The 24,032-nt window shown below is 72.7% G+C and carries 18 protein-coding genes; 9 read left to right on the top strand and 9 right to left on the bottom strand.

Features of this window, described 5'->3' with window-relative positions; genetic code table 11:
- Nucleotides 1-10: 10 nt before the first annotated feature.
- The gene (locus tag ACH9D3_RS01965) at nucleotides 11-1,573 is read left to right on the top strand and encodes a molybdopterin-dependent oxidoreductase (RefSeq protein WP_396409654.1); all 1,563 of its coding nucleotides are present in this window, start codon (nucleotides 11-13) and stop codon (nucleotides 1,571-1,573) included.
- A gap of 131 nt (nucleotides 1,574-1,704) precedes the next feature.
- Here ACH9D3_RS01965 and ACH9D3_RS01960 read toward each other — a convergent pair whose 3' ends face one another.
- Nucleotides 1,705-2,730, bottom strand: coding sequence for a LacI family DNA-binding transcriptional regulator (locus tag ACH9D3_RS01960; protein ID WP_396401174.1), 1,026 nt, complete (start codon nucleotides 2,728-2,730; stop codon nucleotides 1,705-1,707).
- Between the two features lie 7 nt (nucleotides 2,731-2,737).
- Nucleotides 2,738-4,453, bottom strand: coding sequence for a glycoside hydrolase family 13 protein (locus ACH9D3_RS01955; protein ID WP_396409653.1), 1,716 nt, complete (start codon nucleotides 4,451-4,453; stop codon nucleotides 2,738-2,740).
- Nucleotides 4,454-4,645: 192 nt separating this feature from the next.
- Here ACH9D3_RS01955 and ACH9D3_RS01950 point away from each other — a divergent pair, with 192 nt between their 5' ends.
- The 4 genes from ACH9D3_RS01950 to ACH9D3_RS01935 all read left to right on the top strand — a co-directional run bounded on the left by ACH9D3_RS01950 (nucleotide 4,646) and on the right by ACH9D3_RS01935 (nucleotide 9,728).
- The gene (locus tag ACH9D3_RS01950) at nucleotides 4,646-5,878 is read left to right on the top strand and encodes a sugar ABC transporter substrate-binding protein (protein WP_396401172.1); all 1,233 of its coding nucleotides are present in this window, start codon (nucleotides 4,646-4,648) and stop codon (nucleotides 5,876-5,878) included.
- Nucleotides 5,875-7,506: an ABC transporter permease subunit gene (locus ACH9D3_RS01945; RefSeq protein ID WP_396409652.1), complete on the top strand. Its 1,632-nt coding sequence runs from the start codon at nucleotides 5,875-5,877 to the stop codon at nucleotides 7,504-7,506. The genes ACH9D3_RS01950 and ACH9D3_RS01945 overlap by 4 nt, the downstream gene beginning before the upstream one ends.
- A gap of 1 nt (nucleotide 7,507) precedes the next feature.
- The gene (locus ACH9D3_RS01940) at nucleotides 7,508-8,527 is read left to right on the top strand and encodes a sugar ABC transporter permease (RefSeq protein ID WP_396401170.1); all 1,020 of its coding nucleotides are present in this window, start codon (nucleotides 7,508-7,510) and stop codon (nucleotides 8,525-8,527) included.
- A 184-nt stretch (nucleotides 8,528-8,711) separates the two neighbouring features.
- Entirely contained in the window at nucleotides 8,712-9,728 is a 1,017-nt protein-coding gene (locus ACH9D3_RS01935) for a magnesium and cobalt transport protein CorA (RefSeq protein ID WP_396401169.1), read from the top strand.
- 49 nt (nucleotides 9,729-9,777) lie between these two features.
- Here the strand turns inward: ACH9D3_RS01935 and ACH9D3_RS01930 are convergent, their stop codons facing one another.
- Together ACH9D3_RS01930 and ACH9D3_RS01925 are read right to left on the bottom strand one after the other, a co-directional pair.
- A complete protein-coding gene (locus ACH9D3_RS01930; protein ID WP_396409651.1) occupies nucleotides 9,778-10,614 on the bottom strand; it encodes an ABC transporter permease in 837 nt (278 codons plus the stop codon).
- On the bottom strand, nucleotides 10,611-11,660 hold the full coding sequence (locus tag ACH9D3_RS01925) for an ABC transporter ATP-binding protein (protein WP_396409650.1): 1,050 nt from the start codon (nucleotides 11,658-11,660) through the stop codon (nucleotides 10,611-10,613). Before ACH9D3_RS01925 ends, ACH9D3_RS01930 begins: the two co-directional genes overlap by 4 nt.
- 91 nt (nucleotides 11,661-11,751) lie before the next feature.
- Between ACH9D3_RS01925 and ACH9D3_RS01920 the strand changes: the two genes are divergently transcribed.
- The 3 genes from ACH9D3_RS01920 (at nucleotide 11,752) to ACH9D3_RS01910 (ending at nucleotide 16,449) form a co-directional block, all read left to right on the top strand.
- Nucleotides 11,752-13,092: an MFS transporter gene (locus tag ACH9D3_RS01920; protein WP_396409649.1), complete on the top strand. Its 1,341-nt coding sequence runs from the start codon at nucleotides 11,752-11,754 to the stop codon at nucleotides 13,090-13,092.
- A 430-nt stretch (nucleotides 13,093-13,522) separates the two neighbouring features.
- Nucleotides 13,523-15,157: an ATP-binding cassette domain-containing protein gene (locus tag ACH9D3_RS01915; protein ID WP_396409648.1), complete on the top strand. Its 1,635-nt coding sequence runs from the start codon at nucleotides 13,523-13,525 to the stop codon at nucleotides 15,155-15,157.
- 176 nt (nucleotides 15,158-15,333) lie between these two features.
- The gene (locus ACH9D3_RS01910) at nucleotides 15,334-16,449 is read left to right on the top strand and encodes an NAD(P)-dependent alcohol dehydrogenase (protein ID WP_396409647.1); all 1,116 of its coding nucleotides are present in this window, start codon (nucleotides 15,334-15,336) and stop codon (nucleotides 16,447-16,449) included.
- A 59-nt stretch (nucleotides 16,450-16,508) separates the two neighbouring features.
- On the opposite strand, the gene ACH9D3_RS01905 is transcribed toward ACH9D3_RS01910, so the two are convergent.
- Entirely contained in the window at nucleotides 16,509-17,183 is a 675-nt protein-coding gene (locus tag ACH9D3_RS01905) for an SDR family NAD(P)-dependent oxidoreductase (protein ID WP_396401163.1), read from the bottom strand.
- Between the two features lie 221 nt (nucleotides 17,184-17,404).
- Here ACH9D3_RS01905 and ACH9D3_RS01900 point away from each other — a divergent pair, with 221 nt between their 5' ends.
- Entirely contained in the window at nucleotides 17,405-18,325 is a 921-nt protein-coding gene (locus ACH9D3_RS01900; RefSeq protein ID WP_396409646.1) for a PT domain-containing protein, read from the top strand.
- Here the strand turns inward: ACH9D3_RS01900 and ACH9D3_RS01895 are convergent.
- The 4 genes from ACH9D3_RS01895 to ACH9D3_RS01880 form a co-directional block, all read right to left on the bottom strand.
- Nucleotides 18,322-19,623: a class I SAM-dependent methyltransferase gene (locus ACH9D3_RS01895; protein ID WP_396409645.1), complete on the bottom strand. Its 1,302-nt coding sequence runs from the start codon at nucleotides 19,621-19,623 to the stop codon at nucleotides 18,322-18,324. The two genes, ACH9D3_RS01900 and ACH9D3_RS01895, sit on opposite strands and share 4 nt — an antisense overlap.
- Nucleotides 19,624-19,921: 298 nt before the next feature.
- Nucleotides 19,922-20,767, bottom strand: coding sequence for an IclR family transcriptional regulator domain-containing protein (locus ACH9D3_RS01890; protein ID WP_396409644.1), 846 nt, complete (start codon nucleotides 20,765-20,767; stop codon nucleotides 19,922-19,924).
- Between the two features lie 139 nt (nucleotides 20,768-20,906).
- A complete protein-coding gene (locus ACH9D3_RS01885) occupies nucleotides 20,907-22,856 on the bottom strand; it encodes a BCCT family transporter (protein ID WP_396409393.1) in 1,950 nt (649 codons plus the stop codon).
- Nucleotides 22,853-24,019 (bottom strand): SRPBCC family protein, encoded by a 1,167-nt coding sequence (locus ACH9D3_RS01880; protein ID WP_396409392.1) that lies wholly within the window; start codon nucleotides 24,017-24,019, stop codon nucleotides 22,853-22,855. Before ACH9D3_RS01880 ends, ACH9D3_RS01885 begins: the two co-directional genes overlap by 4 nt.
- Nucleotides 24,020-24,032 lie beyond the last annotated feature (13 nt).

Here is a 24,032-nt window from a genome sequence, read left to right as displayed (position 1 = left end):
GCTGACGCGCATGACCTCCACCGCGGACCGTCCGGACACCGGGCGACGACGACGCCACCCCGCCGAGCTCGGCCCGTGGATCCTCGCCGGCGTCGCCGCGACCGCCCTCGCCGTGGGCCTGGCCGAGCTGCTGGCGTGGGTGACCGGGCCGGTCGGCGCACCGCTCACGGCGGTGGGCGGGGTGCTCGTGGACGCCGTCCCGGCCCCGGTCAAGGACGCCGCGATCGCCCTGTTCGGCACCGCGGACAAGCTCGTGCTGCTGCTCGTCATGGCGGCCGGGCTGGTGGCGCTCGGCACGGGCATCGGGGCGGCCCAGCGCGCCAACCGCCCGATGGGCGTGGTGCTGCTCGGCGTGCTGGGGCTCCTCGGACTGCTGGCCGTGCTGACGCGGGCGGGGGTCTCCGTGGCGGACACGGTCCCCGTCGTCGTCGGCACGGCCGCCGGGGCGCTGTTCCTCTCGGTGCTCACCCGCCGGGCCGAGGCCCCGGAGGACGCCTCCGGCGGCATCGACCGGAGGGGCTTCGTCCGGGTCTCCGCGGCCGCCGCGGTGCTGGGCGCCGCGGCCGGGGTGGCCGGGCGCTGGGTCTCCTCGGCGGCCGCCCGGGTGCCCGCGGCGCGGGAGATGCTGCGGATCCCCGCCCCCGTGGTGCAGCAGAGGATCCCCGCCGGCGTGGACCTCGGGATCGAGGGCGTGGAGCCCTGGCTCACCCCCGCCGACGACTTCTACCGCATCGACACCGCCCTGACCGTCCCGCGCATCGACGTGGCCGAGTGGGAGCTGCGGATCCACGGGATGGTGGACCGGGAGCTGACGCTGCGCTTCGAGGACCTCACCGCGCGGACCCTGTTCGAGCGCGCCGTGACGCTCGCGTGCGTGTCCAACCCCGTGGGCGGGGACCTCGTGGGCAACGCGGTGTGGACCGGCGTGCCGATCCGTGAGCTGCTCGCCGAGGCCGGTGTGCAGCCGGGCGCCGACATGGTGCTCTCCACGTCCGAGGACGGGTTCACCGCCGGGACCCCGCTCGACGCGCTGCTGGACCAGGACCGGGACTCCCTGCTGGCGGTCACCATGAACGGGGAGCCCCTGCCCTTCGAGCACGGCTACCCGGTGCGCATGGTGGTCTCCGGGCTCTACGGCTACGTGTCCGCCACGAAGTGGCTGGTGGACCTGAAGGTCACCCGCTTCGACCAGGACGAGGGCTACTGGACCCCGCGCGGGTGGTCGGCGCTCGGGCCGATCAAGACCGCGTCCCGGATCGAGGTGCCCCGCGCCGGGGGCCGTGTGGACGCCGGGGAGGTCGTGGTCGCGGGCACCGCGTGGGCCCAGGACACCGGGATCGCCGCGGTGCAGGTCAGCGTGGACGAGGGGCCGTGGCAGGAGGCCGACCTGGGAGAGGTGCCGTCCGACGACACGTGGCGGCAGTGGGTGCTCCGCACCGAGCTGGCCGGAGGCCAGCACACCGCGCGGGTGCGGGCGGTCGACCGGGACGGGGTCGTGCAGACCGCGGACCAGGCCCCGCCGGCCCCGGACGGGGCCTCCGGGTGGCACGAGCAGACGTTCACCGTGGCCTGACCGGGGCCGCAGGCGCGGCACCCGCCGGTCCCGTGGCGCCGGGCTCACCGGTTTTGTCCGGGACGGCGGCACATGGCGCTGGTCCGGAGGGGGCGGGCGAGTGCGCGCGTGCCGGTGCTGCGGTGAGAGGGTCAGTGCGCGGAGGGGTCCGCGACCGGCCCGGTGGAGGACCGGACGACGAAGTGGGCCGGAAGGACCTCGTTGGACGGCTCGCCGTGCCCACCGGCCAGGTGCTCGAGGAGCCGCTCGACGGCGTGGGTGCCCTGCCGCCGGGCGTGCTGGTCGATGGTCGTCAGGCCGAATGCCTCTCCCATGGGGTGGGCGTCCACGCCGATGACGGACACGTCCCCGGGCACGGTGAGCCCGACGTCGCGTGCCGCCAGGATCGCCCCGGCCGCCATCTCGTCGGAGGCGGCGAAGATCGCCGTCGGCCGGTCGACGGGGTCCGCCAGAAGGTTCTTGGCGCGCTGGTACGCGTCGGTGAGGGAGTAGTCGGCGATCAGCGACCACGCCGGGTCGATCGCCCGCCCGGCGTCCGCCATGGCCCGTTCGTAGCCGGTGCGGCGGTCGCTGGACATGGGGAAGTAGCGTTCTCGCTCGTCAGCCCCGCCGAGATGGGCGATCCGGCGGTGCCCCAGCCCGATGAGGTGCTCGGTCGCGCGCCGTCCGACGTCGAAGTCGTCGATGCTGATGGTGGGCACGCCCACCAGGGGCCCTCCGACCCCGACCACCGGGATGCCCGCGGAGAGCAGCTGGGCCGTCTCCTCCGGGTCCAGGTGCAGCGACACCGCCACGGCGGCGTCCAGCCGCTTGCGCAGGAGGAAGTCGGTCAGCACGGTCTCCCGGTAGCGGTCACCCTCGAAGTTGTAGAGGGTCAGGTCGTACCCGGCCTCCATGAGCGCACCGGCCACCCCCTCCAGAACGGTGGAGAAGTACCACCGGTCGACGTAGGGGAGGACCACCCCGATGTTGCGGCTCCGTCCGCTCGCCAGGCTCGAGGCGTGGTAGGACACCACGAACCCCAGCTCCTGCGCCGCCTGCCGGACCCGGGCCCGGGCGCGGGGGGACACGTGCCCCTTGCCGCTGAGCGCCCGGGAGACGGTCGCGGTGGACACGCCCGCCCGCACGGCGACGTCCTGGAGCCGGGGCTGTTTCACCTCTGTGTCACCCCGGGTCTCCTGTCTGCAGCCATGCGCACTCCTCCGGGTCCAGGATATGGGGCGTGGACGTCCCGGGCCGGCTGCGGAGCAGGACCGGCAGGTCCGGCAGCTCGAGCGCGGTGGTCCCCGTGTTCAGCAGCACCAGCACGTCGTTGTTCACCAGGCCCAGGCACCCCTGGCCGGTCCAGTCCTCCGCCCATGCGAGCGATCCCGAGCCGAGTCCGTGCGCCCGCCGCAGCGCGAGCGCCGCGCGGTAGAGGGACAGCGTGGACGACGGGTCGCGGCGCTGCGCCTCGCGGGAGAGCACCGCCCAGTCCGCCGGCTGCGGGAGCCAGGATGCGCCCGTGGCGCTGTAGCCCAGCGACGCCCCCGTGCTGGTCCAGGGCAGCGGCACCCGGCAGCCGTCCCGGCCGAGCCGCTCCCCGCCGGTGCGGGAGTAGGTGGGGTCCTGCCGGACGTCGTGGGGCAGGGTCGTGTGGTCGGGCAGGCCCAGCTCCTCCCCCTGGTACAGGTAGACGCCGCCCGGCAGGCCGAGCATGAGCAGGGAGGCGGCGTTCGCCCGGCGGGTGCCCAGCACGTGGTCCGGCTGCTCGTCCTCGGGCCCGCGGCCGTCGCCCGGGCGCGGGGCCTCCTCGGTCAGCGCGAGGCGTGTGGTGTGCCGCACGACGTCGTGGTTGGACAGCACCCAGGTGGTGGGGGCCCCGACCGCGTCGAACGCCTCGAGGGACGAGGTGATGATCCGGCGCAGCTCAGTGGCGTTCCACGGCGCCGCGAGGTAGGAGAAGTTGAAGGTCTGGTGCATCTGGTCCGGGCGGACCCAGTCGGCCAGGCGGTCGAGCGGGTCCACGCTCGCCTCGGCGCAGAGGATCCGCTCGCCGTCGTACTCCGCGAGCACCTCTCGCCAGCGGCGGTAGATGTCGTGGATCTGCGGCTGCCCGAACATCGGGGCGTCGCTGAAGGGGTATCCGGGGGTGCTCCCGCCGTCGGCCCGGCCTCCCCAGTCGGGCAGCCCGTCCGCCTTGACGAGTGCGTGCGCCACGTCGACGCGGAACCCGGCCACGCCGCGGTCGAGCCAGAAGCGGAGCACCCGCTCGAACTCCTGCCGGACCCGCTCGCTGTCCCAGTTGAAGTCGGGCTGCGACGAGTCGAACAGGTGCAGGTACCACTGGCCGGGCGCACCGCCGGCCTCGGCAACCCGCGTCCAGGCGGAGCCGCCGAAGTGGGACTGCCAGTTGTTGGGAGGCAGCTCTCCGGATGTGCCCCGGCCGTCCCGGAAGACGAACCGGTCCCGCTCCGGACTGCCGGGACCGGCGGCGAGGGCCTGTTGGAACAGCGTGTGCTCCTGCGAGCAGTGGTTGGGCACCAGGTCGATGATCACCCGGATAGACAGTGTGTCCGCGGCCGAGACCAGCGCGTCGAAATCCGCCAGTGTCCCGAAGGAGGGGTCGACGTCGCAGTAGTCGCTCACGTCGTAGCCGCCGTCGAACTGGGGGGACGGATAGAAGGGGGAGAGCCAGATCGCGTCGATGTCGAGCTCGGCCAGCTGGCCCAGTTCGGCGGTGATGCCGGCGAGATCGCCGATGCCGTCCCCGTCGAGATCCCGGAAGGACCGGGGATACACCTGGTAGATCACCGAGGAGCGCCACCACTTCGGTTCCGGGTCGCGGTCGTGGACGGGAGTGAGGCGCAGCGACTGCAGCGCACCGTTGGTCGTCGACATGCGCTCCATCGTACGGTCGATGCCGCTTGTCTGGAAGCGCTACCAGAGCCATGTCGTTGAGATGTCAGCAACTTCTGGGAGCCTGGACAGGCAAAGTGATAGCGCTTACAGTAGTGAGCCAACTCACCTCCCGGTGCGCGGCTCCCCACCGGAGCGGCCGCGGGACCACGGAAGACATCGAGGAATCCCACCATGAAGAACATCCACCGGGCGGCCGTCGCGGTCGGCGCCGCGCTCCTGCTGGCGGGGTGCTCGTCGGCGCCCACGGCCGGCGTGGCCGGTCTGGCCGGCGGGCCGGGCAGCATCACGATCCAGGCCGGCGACGACGAGATCCCGGCGCTGCGGGAGATCGCCGGTGAGTTCACCGCGGACACCGGCGTGGCGGTGGAGTTCATCCAGCGGGAGATCAACGCCCAGGCGATCTCCAACTTCATCTCCCAGTCCCCCACGGGCCAGGCCCCGGACATCATCGTCTCGCCGCACGACAACCTCGGGCAGCTGGCCTCCAACGGCGTGGTGGTCCCGGTGGAGATGGGCGAGCGCGCCGAGGAGTTCTCGGAGAACGCCCGCAACGCCGTGGTCTACGACGGCGTCAGCTACGGGGTCCCCTACGCCGTCGAGAACGTGGCGCTGCTGCGCAACAACGAGCTCACCGCCGAGGACCCGGCGACCTTCGACGAGCTGCGGGCCGTCGGCCACCGGCTGATGGACGCGCAGGGCATCGAGTACCCGTTCACCGTCAGCCAGTCCGCGGAGGCCGGTGACCCCTACCACCTGTACGCCCTGCAGACCTCCTTCGGCGCCGAGGTGTTCGAGCGGACCGAGGAGGGGGAGTACACCGGCAACCTCACCATGGGGGGCGAGGACGGCCACGAGTTCGCCCGCTACCTGCAGGACCTCGGGGAGACCGGGGACCTGCGGACGTCGATGAGCCCGGACATCGCCAAGGAGTCCTTCCTCACCGGCCAGTCCGCCTTCCACCTGGGCGGGCCGTGGGAGCTGACCGACGTCGAGGCCGCCGGGATGGACGTCAGCGTCCTGCCCGTGCCCCCGGCCGGGAACGAGCAGGCGCGTCCGTTCGTGGGCGTCCAGGCGTTCTTCGTCAACGCCAACGCCGCCAATCCGATCGCGGCCCAGGACTTCGCCGCCAACTACCTCACCCGCCCCGAGGCGCAGACGGCCCTGTACGAGAGCACGGGCCGGCCTCCGGCCAGCCAGGTGGCCGTCGAACGGATGCAGGGCGATCCGCTGCGCTCCGCCTACGCCGAGATCGCCGAGACGGGTCTGCCCATGCCGGCCATCCCCGAGATGGGCGCCGTGTGGAGCTTCTGGGGCACCACCGAGAACGCCATCGTGGACGGCCGCGGCGACCCCGTGGCGCTGTGGAACCGCATGATCGACAACATCGAAGGACAGATCTCATGAGCACGCGCACCACCGTCCGGGGCGGCGCGACCGCCCCCGGAGAGACCGGCGGGGGCGCCGACCTCGGCGTCCCCCTCGACCCCCGGCACTCCCACTCCCGGGGGTTCGGCCTGGGCTTCGTGGTCAAGCTGGTCCTGATGGCGCTGATCAACGCGTTCGGCCTCTTCGGCATCCTGACGGCCTGGGCCGCCGGCAGCTGGGGCATCCTGGCGTTCCTCGTCGTCGCCCTGGTGGTGGCTGACCTCGTGTACTTCCTGCCGACCCGGAAGCTGCTGCCCGCCAAGTACCTGTTCCCCGGGCTGATCTTCCTGCTGGTCTTCCAGGTCTTCGTGCTCGTCTACACCGCCGCCACGGCGTTCACGAACTACGGCGACGGCCACAACGCCACCAAGGACGCGGCGATCACGCAGCTCACCACCACCTACGAGCAGCGCGTCGAGGGCTCCGGGGCCTATCCCGTCACGGTGCTCGAGGGGGACGACGGGCTGGCGCTGGCCACGGTGCAGGACGACCAGGTGCTCGTGGGGGCCGCGGAGCAGCCGCTGGCCCCGCTCGAGGGGGCGGCGGCTGCGGACGGGCGCGTCACCGAGGCGCCCGGCTACGAGATCCTCAGCTACGGGGAGGTCGTCGGCGCCGAGGACGAGCTCTCGGACCTGCGGGTCCCCGTGAGCGGGCAGACCGAGGACGGCGCTCTGCGCACCGACGACGGCCGCACCGCCTACGCCTACGAGCCCACGCTCGTCCACGACGAGGCGGCCGACGCGATGGTCGCCGCGGACGGCACCGTCTACGCCGACAACGGCGAGGGCGCGTTCGTCGGTCCCGACGGCGAGGCCCTGCGCCCCGGCTGGCGGGTGTTCGTGGGCCTGGACAACTTCGGGGCGATCTTCGACCCAGCCGTCCTCGGCAGTGCGTTCGTCTCCGTGACCGTCTGGACCTTCGCCTTCGCGATCCTCTCGGTGGCACTGACCTTCTTCCTGGGCCTGGTGCTGGCGATCCTGTTCAACGACGAGAAGCTGAAGCTCCGGAACTTCTACCGGGCGATCATCTTCCTGCCGTATGCCTTCCCCGCCTTCCTGTCGATCCTCATCTGGGCGGGCCTGCTCAACGCGGACTTCGGCTTCGTCAACGAGGTCCTGCTGGGCGGCGCAGGGGTGCCGTGGCTGGAGAACCCCTGGCTGGCCAAGTTCTCGCTGCTGCTGGTCAACCTCTGGCTGGGCTTCCCGTACATGTTCCTGGTGACCACCGGCGCACTGCAGGCCATCCCCGGCGAGCTCTACGAGTCGGCCGAGATGGACGGGGCCGGCCCGGTCCGGCAGTTCAGGTCGATCACCCTGCCGATGCTCATGGTGGCGGTGGGGCCGCTGCTCATCGCGTCCTTCGCCATGAACTTCAACAACTTCAACGTGATCTACCTGCTCACCGGTGGCGGCCCCCAGGACCTGGAGTCCACCACCGGGGTGGGAGCCACGGACATCCTGATCTCGTTCGTGTACAAGATCGCATTCGCCGGAGGCACCAACGACTACGGTCTGGCCTCGGCCCTGTCCATCCTCATCTTCATCATGGTGGCCGTCATCTCCGCGCTGACGTTCCGCCGCAGCAAGGCTCTCGAGGAGATCAGCTGACATGTCCACTCCCAGCACACCCCCGCCGGGCGACCGCCCCCGCCCCGACGGCACCCACGACGCCCCCTGGGCCGCGGCCACGGCCGCCCCGTCCACCGGCACCTCGAACGTGCTCCAGCCCGCCGACTCCCTGGCCCCTGCCGGCACGGCCCCGCGCCCGCGGCCCTCGGCGGGCCGGCGCTTCGCCCGCGGCGGGTGGAAGCACCTCGCGGCGATCGCCGCGTGCGTCTTCGCCCTCTTCCCGCTGGTCTACGCCTTCTCGGCCTCGCTGTCCGCCTCGGGCTCCCTGCTCGGGTCCAACCGGCTGTTCTCGGACATCACCGGCGCCAACTACACCAACCTGCTCAACGACCCGCAGAACCCCTATCTGACGTGGTTCGCGAACTCGCTGTTCGTCTCGGTCACCACGGCCGTGGGCACCGTGCTCATGGGGGCGGCCGCGGCCTACGCGTTCTCCCGGTTCCGTTTCGGCTCCCGCAAGGGCGGGCTGCTGGCCCTGCTGGTCATCCAGATGTTCCCGCAGCTGCTGGCGTTCGTGGCGATCTTCCTGCTGCTCTTCGCGATCTCCGGGGTCTACCCGTTCATGGGCCTGAACTCATTGCTGGGACTGATCGCCGTGTACCTGGGTGGAGCGCTGGGGGCCAACACCTTCCTCATGTACGGCTTCTTCAACACGATTCCCAGGGACCTGGACGAGGCCGCGGAGATCGACGGGGCCTCGCACGCCCAGATCTACTGGACCATGATCCTGCCGCTGGTGACGCCCATCCTCGTGGTGGTCGGGATGCTGTCCTTCATCGCGTCCTTCTCGGACTTCCTGCTCGCCCAGATCGTGCTGCAGGACCCCGGCAAGTACACGCTGGCCGTGGGGCTCTACCAGTTCGTGTCCGTGCAGTTCGGGGAGAACTGGGGCGTGTTCACCGCCGGGGCGATCCTGGCGGCGATCCCGGTGGTGGCGCTGTTCCTGTTCCTCCAGCGCTACATCGTCTCGGGGCTCACCGGCGGCGCCGTGAAGGGGTGACCCGGCCGGCGCCCCGACCTGCCTGCGCCGGACTCGCCGGGTCCGCCCCGGACGGCGGCATGTGTTCGCCGCTCCCGGGCGGACGCGGTGAGTTCGCCCGTGAGGGCCCTGCACGGCGCTCGTCCTGCCATGATGGGGCGGGACGAGCGACCAGCAGGACGGGCAGGACGGGAGGCAGCACGCGGTGACACTGGTGGAGAACGTGGTGTACGTGGAGGGCCGGCGGGCGTCGACCCCGGAGGACCTCGACGAGACGTACGCGGTGATGCGCGGGCACGGCGGGATGGCCTGGATCGGCCTCTACCGCCCCGAGCCGGCCGAGGTGCAGTCCGTGGCGGCCGAGTTCCGGCTGCACGAGCTGGCGGTGGAGGACGCGCTGAAGGGTCACCAGCGCGCCAAGCTGGAGCGGTTCGGGGACACCCTCTTCGTGGTGCTGCGCCCGGCCCGCTACCTGGACGACGTCGAGAAGGTCGAGTTCGGGGAGCTGCACGTGTTCGTGGGCCGCGACTTCGTGGTGACGGTCCGTCACGCCGAGTCCCCCGACCTGGCCGCGGTCCGGCGCCGGCTGGAGGCCTCGCCCGAGCTGCTGGGCACGGGCCCGCAGGCGGTGCTGTACGGGATCCTCGACGAGGTGGTCGACGGCTACGCCCCCGTGGTCGCAGGGCTGGAGAACGACATCGACGAGATCGAGGACGAGATCTTCGGCGCGGACCGGGACGTGTCCCGCCGCGTCTACGAGCTCTCCCGGGAGGTCATCGAGTTCCAGCGCGCGGTCCACCCGCTCGTGGCCATGCTGGGCGCCCTGCAGAACGGGGCGGAGAAGTACGGGCTCGACCTCGAGCTGCAGCAGCGGCTCCGGGACGTGCAGGACCACGCCATCCGGGTGGGCGAGCGCGCCGACGCGTTCCGGGTGCTGCTGCAGAACGCCCTCACGGTGCACGCGACCCTGGTGGGGCAGCGGCAGAACGACGAGATGCAGCGGCTCACCGAGTCGGCCCTGGCGCAGAGCGAGGAGGTCAAGCGGATCTCCTCCTGGGCCGCGATCCTCTTCGCCCCGACCCTGGTCGGCACCGTGTACGGGATGAACTTCGAGCACATGCCCGAGCTCGCGTGGGCGCTGGGCTACCCGCTCGCGCTGCTGGCCATGCTCGGCATGGGGGTGGCCCTCTACGGGGTGTTCAAGTGGAAGCGGTGGCTCTGAGCGGCACCGGGCGGACGGACCGGCGGGGCACCCGGGTGCCGCCGGGCGATCAGATGCTGTTGCGCATCGCGCGGATCCCCACGGCCAGGCCCAGCGCGGCCAGCACGACCGCCGCGAGGGCCCCGGCGGCCACGGCCGGCTCGCCGAACTGGCCGTTGAACAGCGCCCGCTCGGCGTCGACCATGTAGGTGAGCGGGTTGAACCGCGAGAGCACCTGCATCCACCCCGGGCCGGCCTCGAGCGGCAGGAGCATCCCGGACAGCAGCATGAGGGGGAACAGCAGCCCCTGCTGCACGGTCCAGAACATCCAGTCCCGGTTGCGGGAGACGATGGCCAGGGCGTAGCTCAGGGCCCCCAGGCCCACCCCGAAGACCGCGAGGATCGCCAGGCCCAGCACCATGCCGGGCAGGGACGGGCGGAAGCCGAAGAGCGCGGCGACCCCGGAGATCACCAGGGCCTGCAGGACCAGCGGCACCATCTCCTTGCACGCGCGCCCCACCATGAGCGCCGAGCGGGTCACGGGCGCCACGAGCATCCGCTCGTGCGCCCCGGACTGGATCTCGAACAGCAGGTTCGAACCGGTCATCGCGGTGCCGAACAGCGCGATCATCACCACGATGCCCGGCACGAACCACTGGAACGCCTGGTCGATGGGCAGCCCCGTCATCCCGCCCAGGAGCGGGCCGAAGAAGGCGAGGAACATCAGCGGCTGCATCAGCGAGAACACGAGGCTGAAGGGGTCCCGGAGCACCGGCCGCAACTCGCGGACGAAGACGCTGACGGAGTCGTGGAGGACGCCGGCGGGGCGGGCCTGGGCAGTGCTGCCGGCGGTGCCGCCGCCCGCGGTCCCGTCGGGGAGCTCGCGGCTGGTCGGGACGGTGCTCATCGGGGCGCTCCCACGCTCGGGGCCTCGGAGGCCGGGTCGGTCTCGGGCGCGTCCGGCTGCTCCTCGCGCAGGCTCCGCCCGGTGAGCCGGAGGAAGACGTCGTCGAGGGTCGGACGGGCGATGTCGGCGGTCCGCACGGTGCGGCCGTTCCGGTCGAGCTCGCGCAGCAGGGCGGGCAGCACCCGCTCGCCGTGGTCCACCGCGACCACGACACGCGTGCCCTCCTCGGTCCGGTCCGCCTCCGGCTCGGTGCCGGGGGCGCCCACGGCGTCGGCGGCGCGGCGGACGGCCGCCACGGCGGCGGCCGGGTCGTCGTCCAAGGTGAGCGTGATCCGGTCGCCGGCCAGGTCCGTCTTGAGCCGGGACGCGGTGTCGTCGGCGATGATCCGTCCCCGGTCCACCACCATGACCCGCTCGGCGAACTGGTCCGCCTCGTCGAGGTAGTGGGTGGTGAGGAACAGGGTGGTGCCGTAGCGCCGGCGCAGCTCGAGGATGTGCTCCCAGAGGTGCGCACGGGACTGCGGGTCCAGCCCGGTCGTGGGCTCGTCGAGGAAGAGCAGCCGGGGGCCGGGGATCAGGCCGAGGGCGATGTCCACGCGGCGGCGCTGCCCCCCGGAGAGCTTCATCGTGGGCCGGCGGACGAGGTCTCCGAGGCCGAGCGCCTCCACGAGCTCGTCCACGCGGCGCCGGGTCTCCGCGCGGCCCAGCCCGTACAGGGCCCCCTGGCTGAGCAGCTCGTCGCGCACCCGCTGATACTGCCCGGCCCCGTTCTTCTGGCCGATGTAGCCGATCCGGGCGCGCACCTCGGCCGGCCGGCGGGCGACGTCGAACCCGCACACCGTGGCGGTGCCGCCCGTGGGCCGCAGCAGCGTGGTGAGCATGCGCAGCGACGTGGACTTGCCCGCGCCGTTGGGGCCGAGGAACGCGGTCAGCGTGCCGGGCGCCACGTCCATGGTCAGGTCGGCCACCGCCTCGACGGTCCGGCCGCCGGGCCCGCGGAAGCTCTTGCTGAGTCCGCGCGCGCTGATGATGGGTGGGGTGCTCATGGGTCCACGGTAGTCAGCACGGAGGTCAGGTGCTGTCCGTTTCGCACGGTGGATCGCGGATCGGGGATGGCCAGCCCCTAGAGTCGGGGGAGTGACCGTCCGGACCGCCCACCTCGACCCCGCCCGGGTCCGCCGCGCCCGGATCGCGGTGTCCGCGTTCTTCCTCACCAACGGTGCCCTCTACGCCAACCTGCTGCCGCGCCTGCCGGAGGTCAAGGACGCGTTCGGACTCTCCAACACCCTCTACGGCCTGGTGGTCGTGGCGTTCCCGCTCGGGGCGATCCTCGTGGGCGCCCTGCCCGCCCGGACCATTCGCCGCTACGGCTCCGGCCGGGTGGCGGCGCTCGGCACCGTCCTGCTCTCCGTGTGCCTCGCGGCCGCCGGCGCCGGGGCGGGCCCGGGGGCCGGCACGGGCCTCGGCGTGGGGGTGTTCCTCGCGGCGATGTTCCTGGGCGGTGCGCTGGACGCCCACGTGGACACCGCCCAGAACGCCCAGGGGATGGAGGTGCAGCGGGCTCGCGGCCGCTCGATCATCAACTCCCTGCACGCCCTGTGGAGCCTGGGCGCCGTGGTCGGCGGACTCATGGGAGCCGCAGCGCTCGCCCTCGGCGTGCCCCTGGGGTGGCACCTGCCGGCGAGCGGGCTCGTGTGGAGCGCGGTCGCCCTCGTGGCCCTGCGCTCGGCACTGAGCCCGGAGGAGGGCCAGGGCCTGCGCACGGTCGGCCCGGACACCCGGCTGCCGGACGGCACGACGGCGGACAGCACGACCGCGGGCGGCACGACGACGGGCGGCACGACGACGGCGGAGCCCGGCGCCGCCGGGTCCCGGCCGGCCCCGCACTCCCGGCGAGCCGGGGGGCACCGGGCGGCGGGGCGCATCGTCGTCGTCAGCCTCCTCCCGGTCGCCGTGATCGCCATGGCCGGGGTCATGGTCGAGGACGCCGGGCAGAACTGGTCGGCGGTGTACCTGAACACCGAGCTCGGCGCTCCGCTGGCCGCCGCGGGACTCGGGCTGGTGGCGCTCATGGCCGCGCAGTTCGTGGGCCGGATGCTCGGCGACGCCATGACCGACCGCTGGGGTCGCGCCGCGGTCGTCCGCGCCGGTGCCGCGATGAGCGCGGCCGGGATGCTGCTCGTGGTCCTCGCCCCGGCTCCGGCCGCAGCAGTGGCGGGGTTCGCGCTGGCCGGCTTCGGCTGCGCCACGCTCGTGCCCGCGGCCTTCCACGCCGCCGACGACATCCCCGGACTGCGGACCGGGACGGGCCTGGCCCTGGTCAGCTGGCTGATGCGGATCAGTTTCCTCGGTCTCTCGCCGGCCGTCGGGGTGCTCTCCGACGCCGTGGGGCTCCGCGCGGCACTGCTCGTGGTCCCCGCGTTCGCCCTCGTCGCGGCCCTGCTGGCCGGCGTCCTGCGGGAGCGCCGGTCGCCCTGACCCAGAGAACACGACCCCGTGAGTCCCGCCCCCCGGATCCCGCTCCCAACCCCCACCCCACCCGCCCGAGCCCCACCCGGCCCGCCCGAGCGTCGAGCCCCCAGTCCTGTGTCGTCTCCCCAGCAATAAACCTGGGGATCCGCCGCAGGATTGGGGACTCGGCGGGGTGGGCGGTCGGGCGGTGGGGACTCGGCGAGGTGGGCGGTCGCGAGGTGGGGGCTCGGAGGGGTGGGCGGATCCCGGCGGGGTGATCCGGCGCCGGTGGCCCCGGGCTATCCTGGATCCAGCATGTTCCACCACTTCTTCCTCTGACGGGCCCCGGATCCCGCCGCGCAGCACATCCGCCGCGGCGGGATGTCCTGTTGCCCACCCGTCCCTCACCAGGAGCCCCGCCGGCCCCGCCGCACCCGCTCCGCATCCCGGAGGAAGCATGTCCGCCGATCCCGTCCACCGTCCCGCCGTGCCCGCGGGCGAGCACGCCCAGCTGACCGCCACCGGGATCCGCCTGGTCCGCGGTGCCCGCACCGTCCTCGAGGACCTCGACCTCACGATCACCCCGACCACCCGCCTGGGGGTGGTCGGCGAGAACGGCCGCGGCAAGAGCTCGCTGCTGGCGGTGCTCTCGGGCGCCCTCCTCCCGGACGCCGGCACCGTCCGGCGCACCGGCACGCTCGCCGTGGTCGACCAGGAGCTGCCCGTGCCGCCCGAGGGCACCGTGGGAGACCTCCTGGACCTCGAGCTCACCGCCGAGCACACCGCGGTGGCGCAGGTCGAGGCCGCCGCCCGCGCGCTCGCCGCGCAGGAGCCCGGTGCCGCGGACGGGTACGCGCACGCCCTGACGGTCGCGCAGGCCCTCGACGCCTGGGACGCCGACCGGCGGGTGGACCTCGCCCTGCAGGCCCTGCACGCGGTGACCGACCGCTCCCGGGTGCTCGGGACCCTCTCCGTGGGCCAGCGCTACCGGGTGCGCCTGGCCTGCCTGCTCGGGACCGTCCACGACCTCCTCCTGCTGGACGAGCCCACCAACCACCTCGACGCGGCGGGGCTCGCGCACCTGGGGGCGGCACTGCGCGGGTTCCGCGGCGGCGTGGTCCTGGTCAGCCACGACCGACGGTTGCTCGGGCAGGTCGTGGACACCGTCCTGGACCTGGACCCCAGCTGGGACGGCCGGCCGCGGTGGTACGGCGGCGGGGTCGCGGGCTGGCGCGCCGGCCGGGCCGCCGAGCGCTCCCGGTGGATCCACGACCACCGGGAGCAGCAGGCCGAGCACGCCCGGCTGACCGGCAACCTCGACCGGGCCCGTTCCCGTCTGGTCGACGGGTGGCGACCGGACAAGGGCACGGGCAAGCACACCCGCGCCACCCGCGCCCCGGGGCTCGTCCGGTCGGTGCACCGCCGGCAGGAGGATCTCGAACGGCACCGCGTGGACGTCCCCGAGCCCCCGCTGGTGCTGTCGGTACCGGAGCTGCCGGTGCTGTCCGAGGTCGAGCTGGTGCGCGCGGAGGGCGTCGCGGTGAGGGACCGGTCGGCCCGGAGCGTCGACGTCGTGCTGGAGTCCGGTGCCCGGCTGGTGGTCCGAGGCCCCAACGGGGCGGGCAAGTCCACCCTGCTGCAGGTGCTCTCCGGCGAGCTGGTCCCCGACACGGGGCGGCGCACGGCCGCACCCGGGGTGCGGATCGGGCACCTGCCGCAGGAGGGGCTCCGGCACGGAGACCGCACCGCGCAGACGGTGTACGAGCAGGAGCTCGTCCGGCTGGTGCTCGCGGGCCGGCTCGCCGAGCACGAGGTGGTGCCCCTGGCGGCCCTGGGCCTGCTGGCGGCCCGGGACGGAGAGCGTCCCCTGGCCGAGCTGTCCGCCGGGCAGCGACGGCGGCTCGAGCTCGCGGTCGTGCTGGCGTCCCGTCCCCACGTGCTGCTGCTGGACGAGCCGACCAACCACCTCTCGATCGCCCTCGTGGACGAGCTCACCGAGGCCCTCGCGGCCACGGCCGCCGCCGTGGTGCTGACCACGCACGACCGGCAGCTCCTGCGGGACACCAGGGACTGGCCGCGGCTGGTGCTGTGACGGTCCGGGCCCGTGCGAACGCCGCCGCGGGGGCCGGCCGCCCGACACCGGAGGGCCGTGGGTCCCTAGACTGCGGAGCAGGGGCTCGGCGTGACCGCCGTCACCCGCCGGAGGCTCCGGCGTCACGGGGCCGATGCCGCGAGGATCCGGCGCCACCACGTCCGGAGGAGAACACCATGCAGATCCGCGCCGCCGTCGTCGAGGGGATCGGTGCCCCGTTCGAGCTGGAGGACGTCGAGCTCGCCGAGCCCGGTCGGGGGGAGGCCCTGGTGCGCATCGTCGCGACCGGGGTCTGCCACACCGACGCCATCACCCGCGCCGGCGACCTGCCGCTGCCCCTGCCCGGCATCCTGGGTCATGAGGGCGCGGGGATCGTGGAGCGGGTCGGTGCGGGCGTCACCGCCGTCGAGCCCGGCGACAGGGTCGTCATCGGCTGGCCCTCGTGCGGCGCGTGCCGCAACTGCCTGGACGGGCAGCCGCGGTACTGCCTGCGGACCGGGGAGGCGCTGGTGTCGGGGCGCCGCTTCCGGGGCGAGAACGCCGGCACCTCGGCGTACACCCGCTCCGACGGCTCGGCGGTCTCCGGGCACTTCTTCGGCCAGTCCTCCTTCGCCACCCACTCGATCGTCCTCGCCGACGCCCTCGTCAAGGCGCCCGACGACGTGCCGCTCGAGCTGCTCGGACCCCTGGCCTGCGGACTCGGCACCGGGGCCGGGGCGGTGCTCAACGAGGCGCGCCCGGAGCCCGGCTCCTCCCTCGTGGTCTTCGGGGTCGGCGCCGTGGGGCTCGCCGCGGTCATGGCCGCCCGCTGCACCGCCGCCACCACGGTCGTCGCCGTGGACCAGCACGACTCCCGGCTCGAGCTCGCCACCCGGTACGGAGCCACCCACGTCGTCAACGCCCGGGACGCGGACGTGGTCGCGGAGGTGGCCCGCATCACGGGGGGAGCCGCCGACTACGCCTTCGAGTGCACCGGGGTGATCCGGGTCGTGGAGCAGGCCGCGGACTGCGTGGGCATGCTGGGGACGCTCGTGCTCATCGGCGGGGCACCCGCGCAGGCCGGCTTCACCCTCGACCACATGCGCGCGCTGTGGGGCAAGCGGATCGTCGGGGTGCTGGGCGGCGGGAGCCGCAGCGGCAGGTTCATCCCCGCCCTCATCGCCCTCCACCGGCAGGGCCGGTTCCCCTTCGACGAGCTGGTGCGCTTCTACGAGCTCGACGAGATCGAGCAGGCCCTCGCCGACAGCGGGTCCGGCGACGTCGTCAAGCCGATCATCCGCATGCCCGCATGAGCGGTGCGCCATGACGGGTCCTTCGCACCGGTGCGCCAGCTCCTGTCGAGGGACCCGGCTCAGTCGATCCGGAGCTCGTGGACGCCGTGCTCGAGACCCAGCTCCACCGCGGCGATGACGTCGTCCACGTTGTGCCCGGGCGGCAGCCGGGGCGGCTCGCCGGTCAGCGCCCGGTCCACGAGGCCGGTGTCCATGTGGGGCAGCCGTGCGTCCACCACCGCGATCCGACGACGGCGCAGCTCCCGCCGCAGCGAGCCCAACCACGAGGCCATGGCGGCCTTGCTCGCGGCGTAGCCCGCCATCCCGGCCAGCGGCAGCTCCGCGACGACACCGGTGAGGACCGCGACCGCCCCGCCGTCGGCGAGGTGGGGCAGAGCCGCTCGGACCACCGCCATGGGTCCGAGGGCGTTGACCTCGAACAGCTCCTCCACGACGGCCTCGTCCTCGTCGACGGCCGGGCCGAACGCCGCGACCCCGGTCGCGATCACCACGACGTCGAACCCGTCGAGCTCCTCGGCCGCCCGGTGCACCACCGCGGCGGCCTCGTCGTGGTCGACGAGGTCCAGGGCGTGGGCCGCACGCAGACCGAGCCGGCGCCGCAGGTCCTCGGCCGCCGAGGCCGAGCGGCCGGTCACCACGATGTCGGTGCTGCGCTCGCTCAGCCGTTCGCACAACCGCTGCCCGAGGACGCCGGTCGCCCCCACCACGAGGATCTTCGCGCCGTTCAGGTCCATGGCCCCACTCCTGTTCCCGGTGCGGCTCCGCAGCGGAGCCGTGCTCCGAGGGTACCCAGGGGCTCCGACAGACCCCAGGCATGTGCATTTCGACAACGATCGGCCGCTGCGCGCACCCGGCCGTTGCCGCCCGTGAGCCGACCGGCGTAGATTGCAGTCCTCGGGGCCGGGCCGGGCGGACGCCCGCGGCGCAGGTGCTCCGCGATCGGGGGTCCATCGACATGTCACCGACCACATCGCGGCGGTTCCGGGTGCTGGGCACCGCGGCGGCGGCCCTGCTGCTCCTCGCCTCCTGCGTCGCCCCGCCCGACGGGGACCCCACCGGGGAGGGCACGAGCCCCACCACGTCCCCGGCCACCACGGCGGCGCAGTCCCCGACGGCCTCGGAGCCGGCCACGCAGTCCCCGCCGCCGACCTCCGCCGGCCCGACCGGTGATCCGACCACCGGACCGACTGCCGGCCCGACCGGTGATCCGACCACCGGACCGACCGAGGGACCGACCGCCGGTCCGACCGCCGGTCCGACCGCCGGTCCGACCGGTGATCCGACCGCCGGACCCACCGCCGCTCCCGTGGAGCTCGTGACGTACTCGGGCACGGCCGCCGACGCGGCCTTCACCTTCCAGCTGCCCGCGACGTGGCGGGTGGCCGGCGAGTTCTCGGACGTCGGCGGCACGGTGCCCGTGCTCGGGCCGGACGGTGCTCCCATCGGCTACCTGTCGGTCCTCATCGCGTGGGGCGCGGTGTGCGGACCCGGCTGCCCGATGCCGCCGGTGGCCCACCTCGGGGACGTCCCGGGCGAGGTGCCGCTGTCCAGCAGCGGGGAGTTCGTGGTGCGTTCCGTGGCCATGGACCTGACCTCCGCGCCCGAGCTGCGCAACGCGTACGGCTGGCCGGACGCGGTGCGGCTCGTGACCTCGCTGACCGACGCGGAGGTCCCGCCGCCCACCGCGATGCCGCCGGACGTCATGTACGGCGTGGGACTGGTCGAGACGGGGGTGGTCGCATCCAACGGCATCACCTACCGGACGGTGATCTTCAGCTCCGTGCACGACTTCCCGACGCTCGAGGCCGCCCGGGAGTACGCCGAGTCGGAGGAGCACCGGCAGGTCGAGGCGATGATCGCCTCCTTCCGCGCCTAGCGGTCCGCGGCCGCCCGCCAGGGCCGGTCGAGCGGCGGCGTGCCGCCGGAGCGCTGCGCGAGCACCTGGTTGACACCCTGCCGCCCGGACTCGAACGTCCAGGCGGCGACCACCAGGTAGAGCCGCCACACGCGGGCCCGACCCTCCCCGACGAGCTCGACGGCCTCCGGCCAGTGCTCCACGAGGCGCCGCTCCCAGGCCCGGATGGTCAGACCGTAGTGGGGGCGCAGGGCCTCGACGTCGAGGACCTCCAGGCCGCTCGCCTCCAGCGCGCCGATCATCCGGGTGAGGCTGAGCACCTCGGTGTCGGGGAAGACGTAGCGGTCCATGAAGGTGCCGGAATGGTCCGGGGGCGCACCGGTCCCCCAGAGGTCCCCGGTGCGCCGGGCGATCGCATGGTTGAGCAGACGGGCGCCGGGGCGCAGCAGCCCGTGCAGGCGGGCGGCGTAGTCGTCGATCTGGTCGTTGCCGACGTGCTCGGACATGCCGATCGAGGAGACGGCGTCGAAGGGTCCGTCGGCGACGTCGCGGTAGTCCTGGACCCGGATCTCGATCCGGTCGGCCAGTCCCGCCGCGGACACGCGCTCGCGGCCCAGGGCGGCCTGCTCGGGGGAGAGGGTGACCCCGAGGACGTCGGTCCCGTAGCACCGGGCGGCGTGCAGGGCGAAGCTGCCCCAGCCGCAGCCCACGTCCAGCACCCGCATCCCGGGTCGCAGCCCCAGCTTGCGGCAGACCAGGTCGTGCTTGGCCTCCTGCGCCGCCTCCAGCCCACCGGACGGGTCGTCCCAGACGGCGCAGGAGTAGGCCATGGAGGGGCCGAGGACCAGCGCGTAGAAGTCGTTGCCGAGGTCGTAGTGGTGCGAGACCGCCGCGGCGTCGCGGGCCTTGGAGTGCTGCCCACCGTATCCGCCGAGGTCCACCTCCTCCGGCGGCGGCCCCGGGCGGGGACCCAGGGCGCGCAGGCCGGCGGCGGCCCGGAGCAGCCGCCGGCGCCGGCGCGCCGTCAGGGGAACGGGGTCCGTGAGCTGCCCGGTGGACGTCAGGGCGGCGACGGCCGCGAAGACGTCGTCCGGGAGGTCGAGCTCCCCGGCCACGTAGGCGCGGCTCAGGCCGAGCTGTCCGGGCGACCAGAGGATCCTGCGCAGGGCCCGGCGGGACCTGATCTCGACCACCGGTGCACCGTGCGGGCCGGCCTCCGAACCGTCCCAGGCGCGCAGCCGGACCGGTATCCGGTCCGTGCCCAGCACGATCCCCAGCATCTCGGCCAGTCGTGGGGCCGCCCCCGACGTCCGCACCATGTCGATCGCTCCTCCTCGGGTTCCGTGAGGCGCCACCGTCCCGCTGCGTCCGCCGGGACCCCGTGCGACCGGGCTGCCGAGGGCCGTGGCCGTGGGCGCTTGTCCTCACCCTAGGAAGAGGGCACGAGGCGCCGCCACGGTCCGCCGGACATGCACGAACATGTCGCGGTCCGGGGTCCGTGCCGATGACGTGCTCGTGACGTGCCCCAGAGGGCCACGACGGACCCACCATGGCACCGACGCCGCCGCGGAGGGCCGGCCGGGCCGGTGGGACTCCGTTGCGGCGCGGAACCTCCTGCTACGGGACGTCCTGAGGCACGTACCCCATGCGCCTGCTCACCCGGAGGCATGCCTCCTGGAGGTCGTCGACGAGTTCGCACATGTTCTTCTCCGTGAACCGGAACGCCGGCCCCGAGACGCTGATCGAGGCGATGACGCTGCCCAGGTGGTCCCGCACGGGCACGGCGACGGAGTTCAGCCCGATCTCGAACTCCTCGCACACGGTGGCGTAGCCCTGGGCGGCCACATCGATCAGCTCACGCTCCAGGCGCTTCTTCGAGGTGATGGTCCGCGCCGTGAGGGCGGGCAGACCCTGGGTGCGGACGATCTGGGCGCGCTCGTCGGACGGCAGCCCGGCCAGCAGCACCTTTCCACTGGCCGTGGCGTGCAGGGGGGTCAGGCTGCCGATCCAGTCGTGGGTCGCGACCGAGGAGGGTCCCATCTCCTGGTCCACGTTGACGGCGTGGCCCTCCCGGAGGACCGCCAGGTTGACCGTCTCGGAGTGGGTCCTCGCCAGACCGCGGACCTCGTCGCGCGCCTCGGCCACCACGCTCAGCCGGCCGGGGATCGCGTGCGCCAGCCGCAGGATGCCGAAACCGAGCTGGTACCTGCTGCCGTCGCTCGGGTGGTGCACCAGGCCCCGGAGCTCCAGGGCGCCGAGCAGCCGCGACGCGGTGGACTTGTGCACTCCCAGCTCCGCGGACACCTCGGTCACCGTCGAACCGCCGGTCCGCGCGAGCACCTCGAGCACCGTGATCGCCCGGTCCACGGACTGGACCCCGCCGGGGGTCACGCCGTCGGAGGTGGTGGCCTGCTCCGTTGCGGAGTCAGAGGTGAGCAATGGTCTGGGGGCTTGTGGGGACATGTCCCCATGGTAGTCATTCGTCAATGTCGCACTTCCGGCCGCTCTGTCTGCTCCACCCGGGAGCGGCCGTCCCTGCGGGGCCGTCCGCTCCCGGATCCGTGGTGCGTGCGGGACCGGGTGTGCCCNCCCGCACCGCCCGTCACGGGCGTGTCGCCCCCTTCTTCCGGATCTGTCCGTTCTCCTGGGCGTAGATCGGCTGACCGGCGGCCGTGGCGTCCACGGCCTGGAACTCGGCCGTGTTCGGATCCGTGCTCTCCCGGGTGACCAGGGTGAACTTCTGGTGCCCGTACTCGTCGACGGCGTTGCGCACCGCGCGGTTCATCACGGAGTCGGACAGGCGCTTGCGCAGCCACATCGGATCCTGGCGGAGGTCGCGGGCCAGCGCGAAGCACAGGAGGAACATCACCAGGATGAACGGCAGGGCGGAGACGATCGTCATCCGTTGCAGACCGCCCAGGGCGGCGGCTGGATCGTCGCCGCCGGCCAGGAGCATCACCGCGGCGACGCTGCCCATGAGCACACCCCAGAAGATGACGACGGGGCGGGATGGCTCCAGGCTGCCGCGGGAGCTGAGCGAGCCGGTCACGATGGACGCCGAGTCGGCACCCGTGACGAAGAAGATCCCGGTGAGCACCATGGCCAGCACGGCGAGGCCGACGGTGACGGCCTGCGGCAGGTCCAGGCCGGTGAACATGTCGTAGATGGCGCTGTCGAAGGAGATGGTCGGGGCCCCGTCCACGACGGTGGCGATCCCGTCCTCCGGGTCCGGCGTGGCGTCGGCCCGGCGCTGGATGTCGATGGCCGTGCCGCCGAAGACGGCGAACCACAGCAGGGACACCAGCGACGGCACCACGAGGACTCCCACCACGAACTGGCGGATGGTCCGGCCCCGGCTGATCCGGGCGACGAACATGCCCACGAAGGGGGTCCAGGAGACCCACCAGGCCCAGTAGAAGATGGTCCACCCGGAGAGCCACTCGCGCATGCTCTCGTCGTCGCCCAGAGCCTCCGTGCGGGCGGACATCTCCGGCAGCATCTGCGCGTAGGAGCCGATCGAGGAGGGGATGAGGTTGAGGATGAAGACGCTGGGGCCCACCACGAAGATGATGACCGCCATGATGAGGGCCAGCACCATGTTGGTGTTCGAGAGGAACTGGATGCCGCGGGCGATGCCGGAGACGGCCGAGGCCACGAAGCAGAACGTCAGCACCGCGATGACGGCCACCAGCATCGGGGTGGTCACCTCGGCGACGACGCCGTTGAACTGCAGACCGCTGCCGATCTGCAGGGCACCCAGGCCGAGCGACGCGGCGGTGCCGAACACGGTCGCGAAGATGGCGAGCATGTTGATGATCTTCCCGCCCACGCCGTCCACGGCCTTGCGCCCGAAGATCGAGACGAACGCCTCGGAGAGCAGGTTCTTGCGGCCCAGACGGAAGGTGCCGTAGGCGATGGCGATGCCCACCACCGCGTACATCGCCCACGGGTGCAGCGTCCAGTGAAACAGGGACGTGGCCATCGCCGCCTCGATGGCCTCGGCCGTCTGCGCGTCGGCCGTGGCCGGCGGCGGGGCGATGTAGTGGTAGAGCGGCTCGGCGACGCCGTAGAACATCAGGCCGATGCCCATGCCGCACGCGAACATCATCGAGATCCACGAGACCGTCCGGAACTCCGGGCGCTCACCGTCCTGGCCCAGCGGGATGTTGCCGAACCGGCCGACGGCCAGCCAGAGGACGAAGACCACGAACAGCGAGGCCAGGAGCACGAAGAGCCACCCCGTGCTCTCCAGCACCCAGCCCAGCGCCGCCGTCGAGGCGGTGGACAGGCCCTCGGTGTCGAGGAACCCCCAGAGCACGAAGGCCACCACGAGCGCGCCGGTGACCACGAAGATGGTCCGGTCGAGGCCCTCCAGGCCGGTGCGGAAGGACTTGCGCCGCTCGACGACACCGACCTTCAGCTCGTCGAGGATCGCGGCCTCCTCGGCCTCCGCCTCGTGCAGCATGGTCGTGTCGTCGACGGGCGGCGTCGCGGACCGAGCCTCGTCCCCGTCGGCAGGCGTCGGATCGACGCGGGAGTCGTCGACGCTCATTGGACCTTCTCCTGGCTCGCGGGACTGGACTGTGCGGGGACGGTGTCGCCGATTGTGTCGGTGATCCAGTCGTGGAAGGCGCCGATGTGGTGTTCGGAGGGGACGAGGACGCCGCCGGTGGCGTAGATCTTGGAGTTCATGGCGGGTTGGCAGCGTTCGCAGGCGTCGAAGTCCTGTTGGTTGACGCGGTGGAAGAGTTCCACGGAGGCGGAGACGTCCTTGCCGGAGTCGACCACGGAGGGCAGGTAGAGCCAGTCGCACTCCACGATGGTGTGGTCGGCGGCCATGGGGAACATGCGGTGGATGATGACGTGGTCGGGGACGAGGTTGACGAACACGGTGGGGCGCACGGTGATGGCGTAGTAGCGGCGGTCGTGGTCGTCGTCGACGCCGGGGAGCTTGTCCAGGCCTTCGGAGCCGTCGACGGTGAAGCCCAGGACGTCGTCGCCGAACTCGGCGCCGTGGCCGACGAAGTACTGGGCGGCGAGGCCGTCGGCGAACTCGGGGAGGACCTCGGTGAGTTCGGGGTGGATGGTGGCGCAGTGGTAGCACTCCATGAAGTTCTCGATGATGAGCTTCCAGTTGGCCTTCACGTCGTAGGTGATGCGCCGGCCCAGGGAGAGGTTGGCGATGTCGTAGCCCTCGATGGCCTGGGTGTCGCCGAGGCGGTCCTGGATGTCGCCCATGACGTCGTCCTCGAAGGAGGGGGGGTCGTCGGCGAGGCAGACCCAGACGTAGCCGAGGTACTCGCGCACCGGGATGGTGACGAGGCCGTATTCCTGGCGGTCGATGTCGGGCATCTTGGTGAGGTTGGGGGCGGCGATGAGCTTGCCGTCGAAGTCGTAGGTCCAGGCGTGGTAGGGGCACTGGAAGGAGCGGCCGGCTTCGCCGGTCTCCTCCATGCACAGTTTCACGCCGCGGTGGCGGCAGATGTTGTAGAAGGCGCGGATGCCGTGCTTGCGGTTGCGGGTGATGATGACGGATTCCCGGCCGATCTGCACGGTGCGGTAGGCCCCGGGCTTGTCGAGGTCGGCTGCGCGCACGGCGCAGAACCACATCTGCTCGAAGATGCGTTCCTGTTCGGCGCGGAACACGTTCTCGTCCACGTAGGTGGAGCCGGGCAGGGTGGAGATCAGACTCTCCGAGACAACATTGGTCGACAACTCGAAACTCCTT

The organism is Kocuria kalidii (assembly GCF_044462225.1).
In the GTDB taxonomy this organism is placed as follows: domain Bacteria; phylum Actinomycetota; class Actinomycetes; order Actinomycetales; family Micrococcaceae; genus Kocuria; species Kocuria kalidii.
This window is presented reverse-complemented; position numbering and strand designations above follow the sequence as displayed.

Bases quoted from the DNA above. Each gene is read 5' to 3' on its own strand.
- ACH9D3_RS01915 (WP_396409648.1), top strand. From the start codon at position 13,523: ATGTCCGCCGATCCCGTCCACCGTCCCGCCGTGCCCGCGGGCGAGCAC.
- ACH9D3_RS01930 (WP_396409651.1), bottom strand. From the start codon at position 10,614: ATGAGCACCGTCCCGACCAGCCGCGAGCTCCCCGACGGGACCGCGGGC.
- ACH9D3_RS01940 (WP_396401170.1), top strand. From the start codon at position 7,508: ATGTCCACTCCCAGCACACCCCCGCCGGGCGACCGCCCCCGCCCCGAC.
- ACH9D3_RS01965 (WP_396409654.1), top strand. From the start codon at position 11: ATGACCTCCACCGCGGACCGTCCGGACACCGGGCGACGACGACGCCAC.
- ACH9D3_RS01945 (WP_396409652.1), top strand. From the start codon at position 5,875: ATGAGCACGCGCACCACCGTCCGGGGCGGCGCGACCGCCCCCGGAGAG.
- ACH9D3_RS01885 (WP_396409393.1), bottom strand. From the start codon at position 22,856: ATGAGCGTCGACGACTCCCGCGTCGATCCGACGCCTGCCGACGGGGAC.
- ACH9D3_RS01955 (WP_396409653.1), bottom strand. From the start codon at position 4,453: ATGTCGACGACCAACGGTGCGCTGCAGTCGCTGCGCCTCACTCCCGTC.
- ACH9D3_RS01905 (WP_396401163.1), bottom strand. From the start codon at position 17,183: ATGGACCTGAACGGCGCGAAGATCCTCGTGGTGGGGGCGACCGGCGTC.
- ACH9D3_RS01890 (WP_396409644.1), bottom strand. From the start codon at position 20,767: ATGTCCCCACAAGCCCCCAGACCATTGCTCACCTCTGACTCCGCAACG.
- ACH9D3_RS01925 (WP_396409650.1), bottom strand. From the start codon at position 11,660: ATGAGCACCCCACCCATCATCAGCGCGCGCGGACTCAGCAAGAGCTTC.
- ACH9D3_RS01895 (WP_396409645.1), bottom strand. From the start codon at position 19,623: ATGGTGCGGACGTCGGGGGCGGCCCCACGACTGGCCGAGATGCTGGGG.
- ACH9D3_RS01910 (WP_396409647.1), top strand. From the start codon at position 15,334: ATGCAGATCCGCGCCGCCGTCGTCGAGGGGATCGGTGCCCCGTTCGAG.
- ACH9D3_RS01950 (WP_396401172.1), top strand. From the start codon at position 4,646: ATGAAGAACATCCACCGGGCGGCCGTCGCGGTCGGCGCCGCGCTCCTG.
- ACH9D3_RS01900 (WP_396409646.1), top strand. From the start codon at position 17,405: ATGTCACCGACCACATCGCGGCGGTTCCGGGTGCTGGGCACCGCGGCG.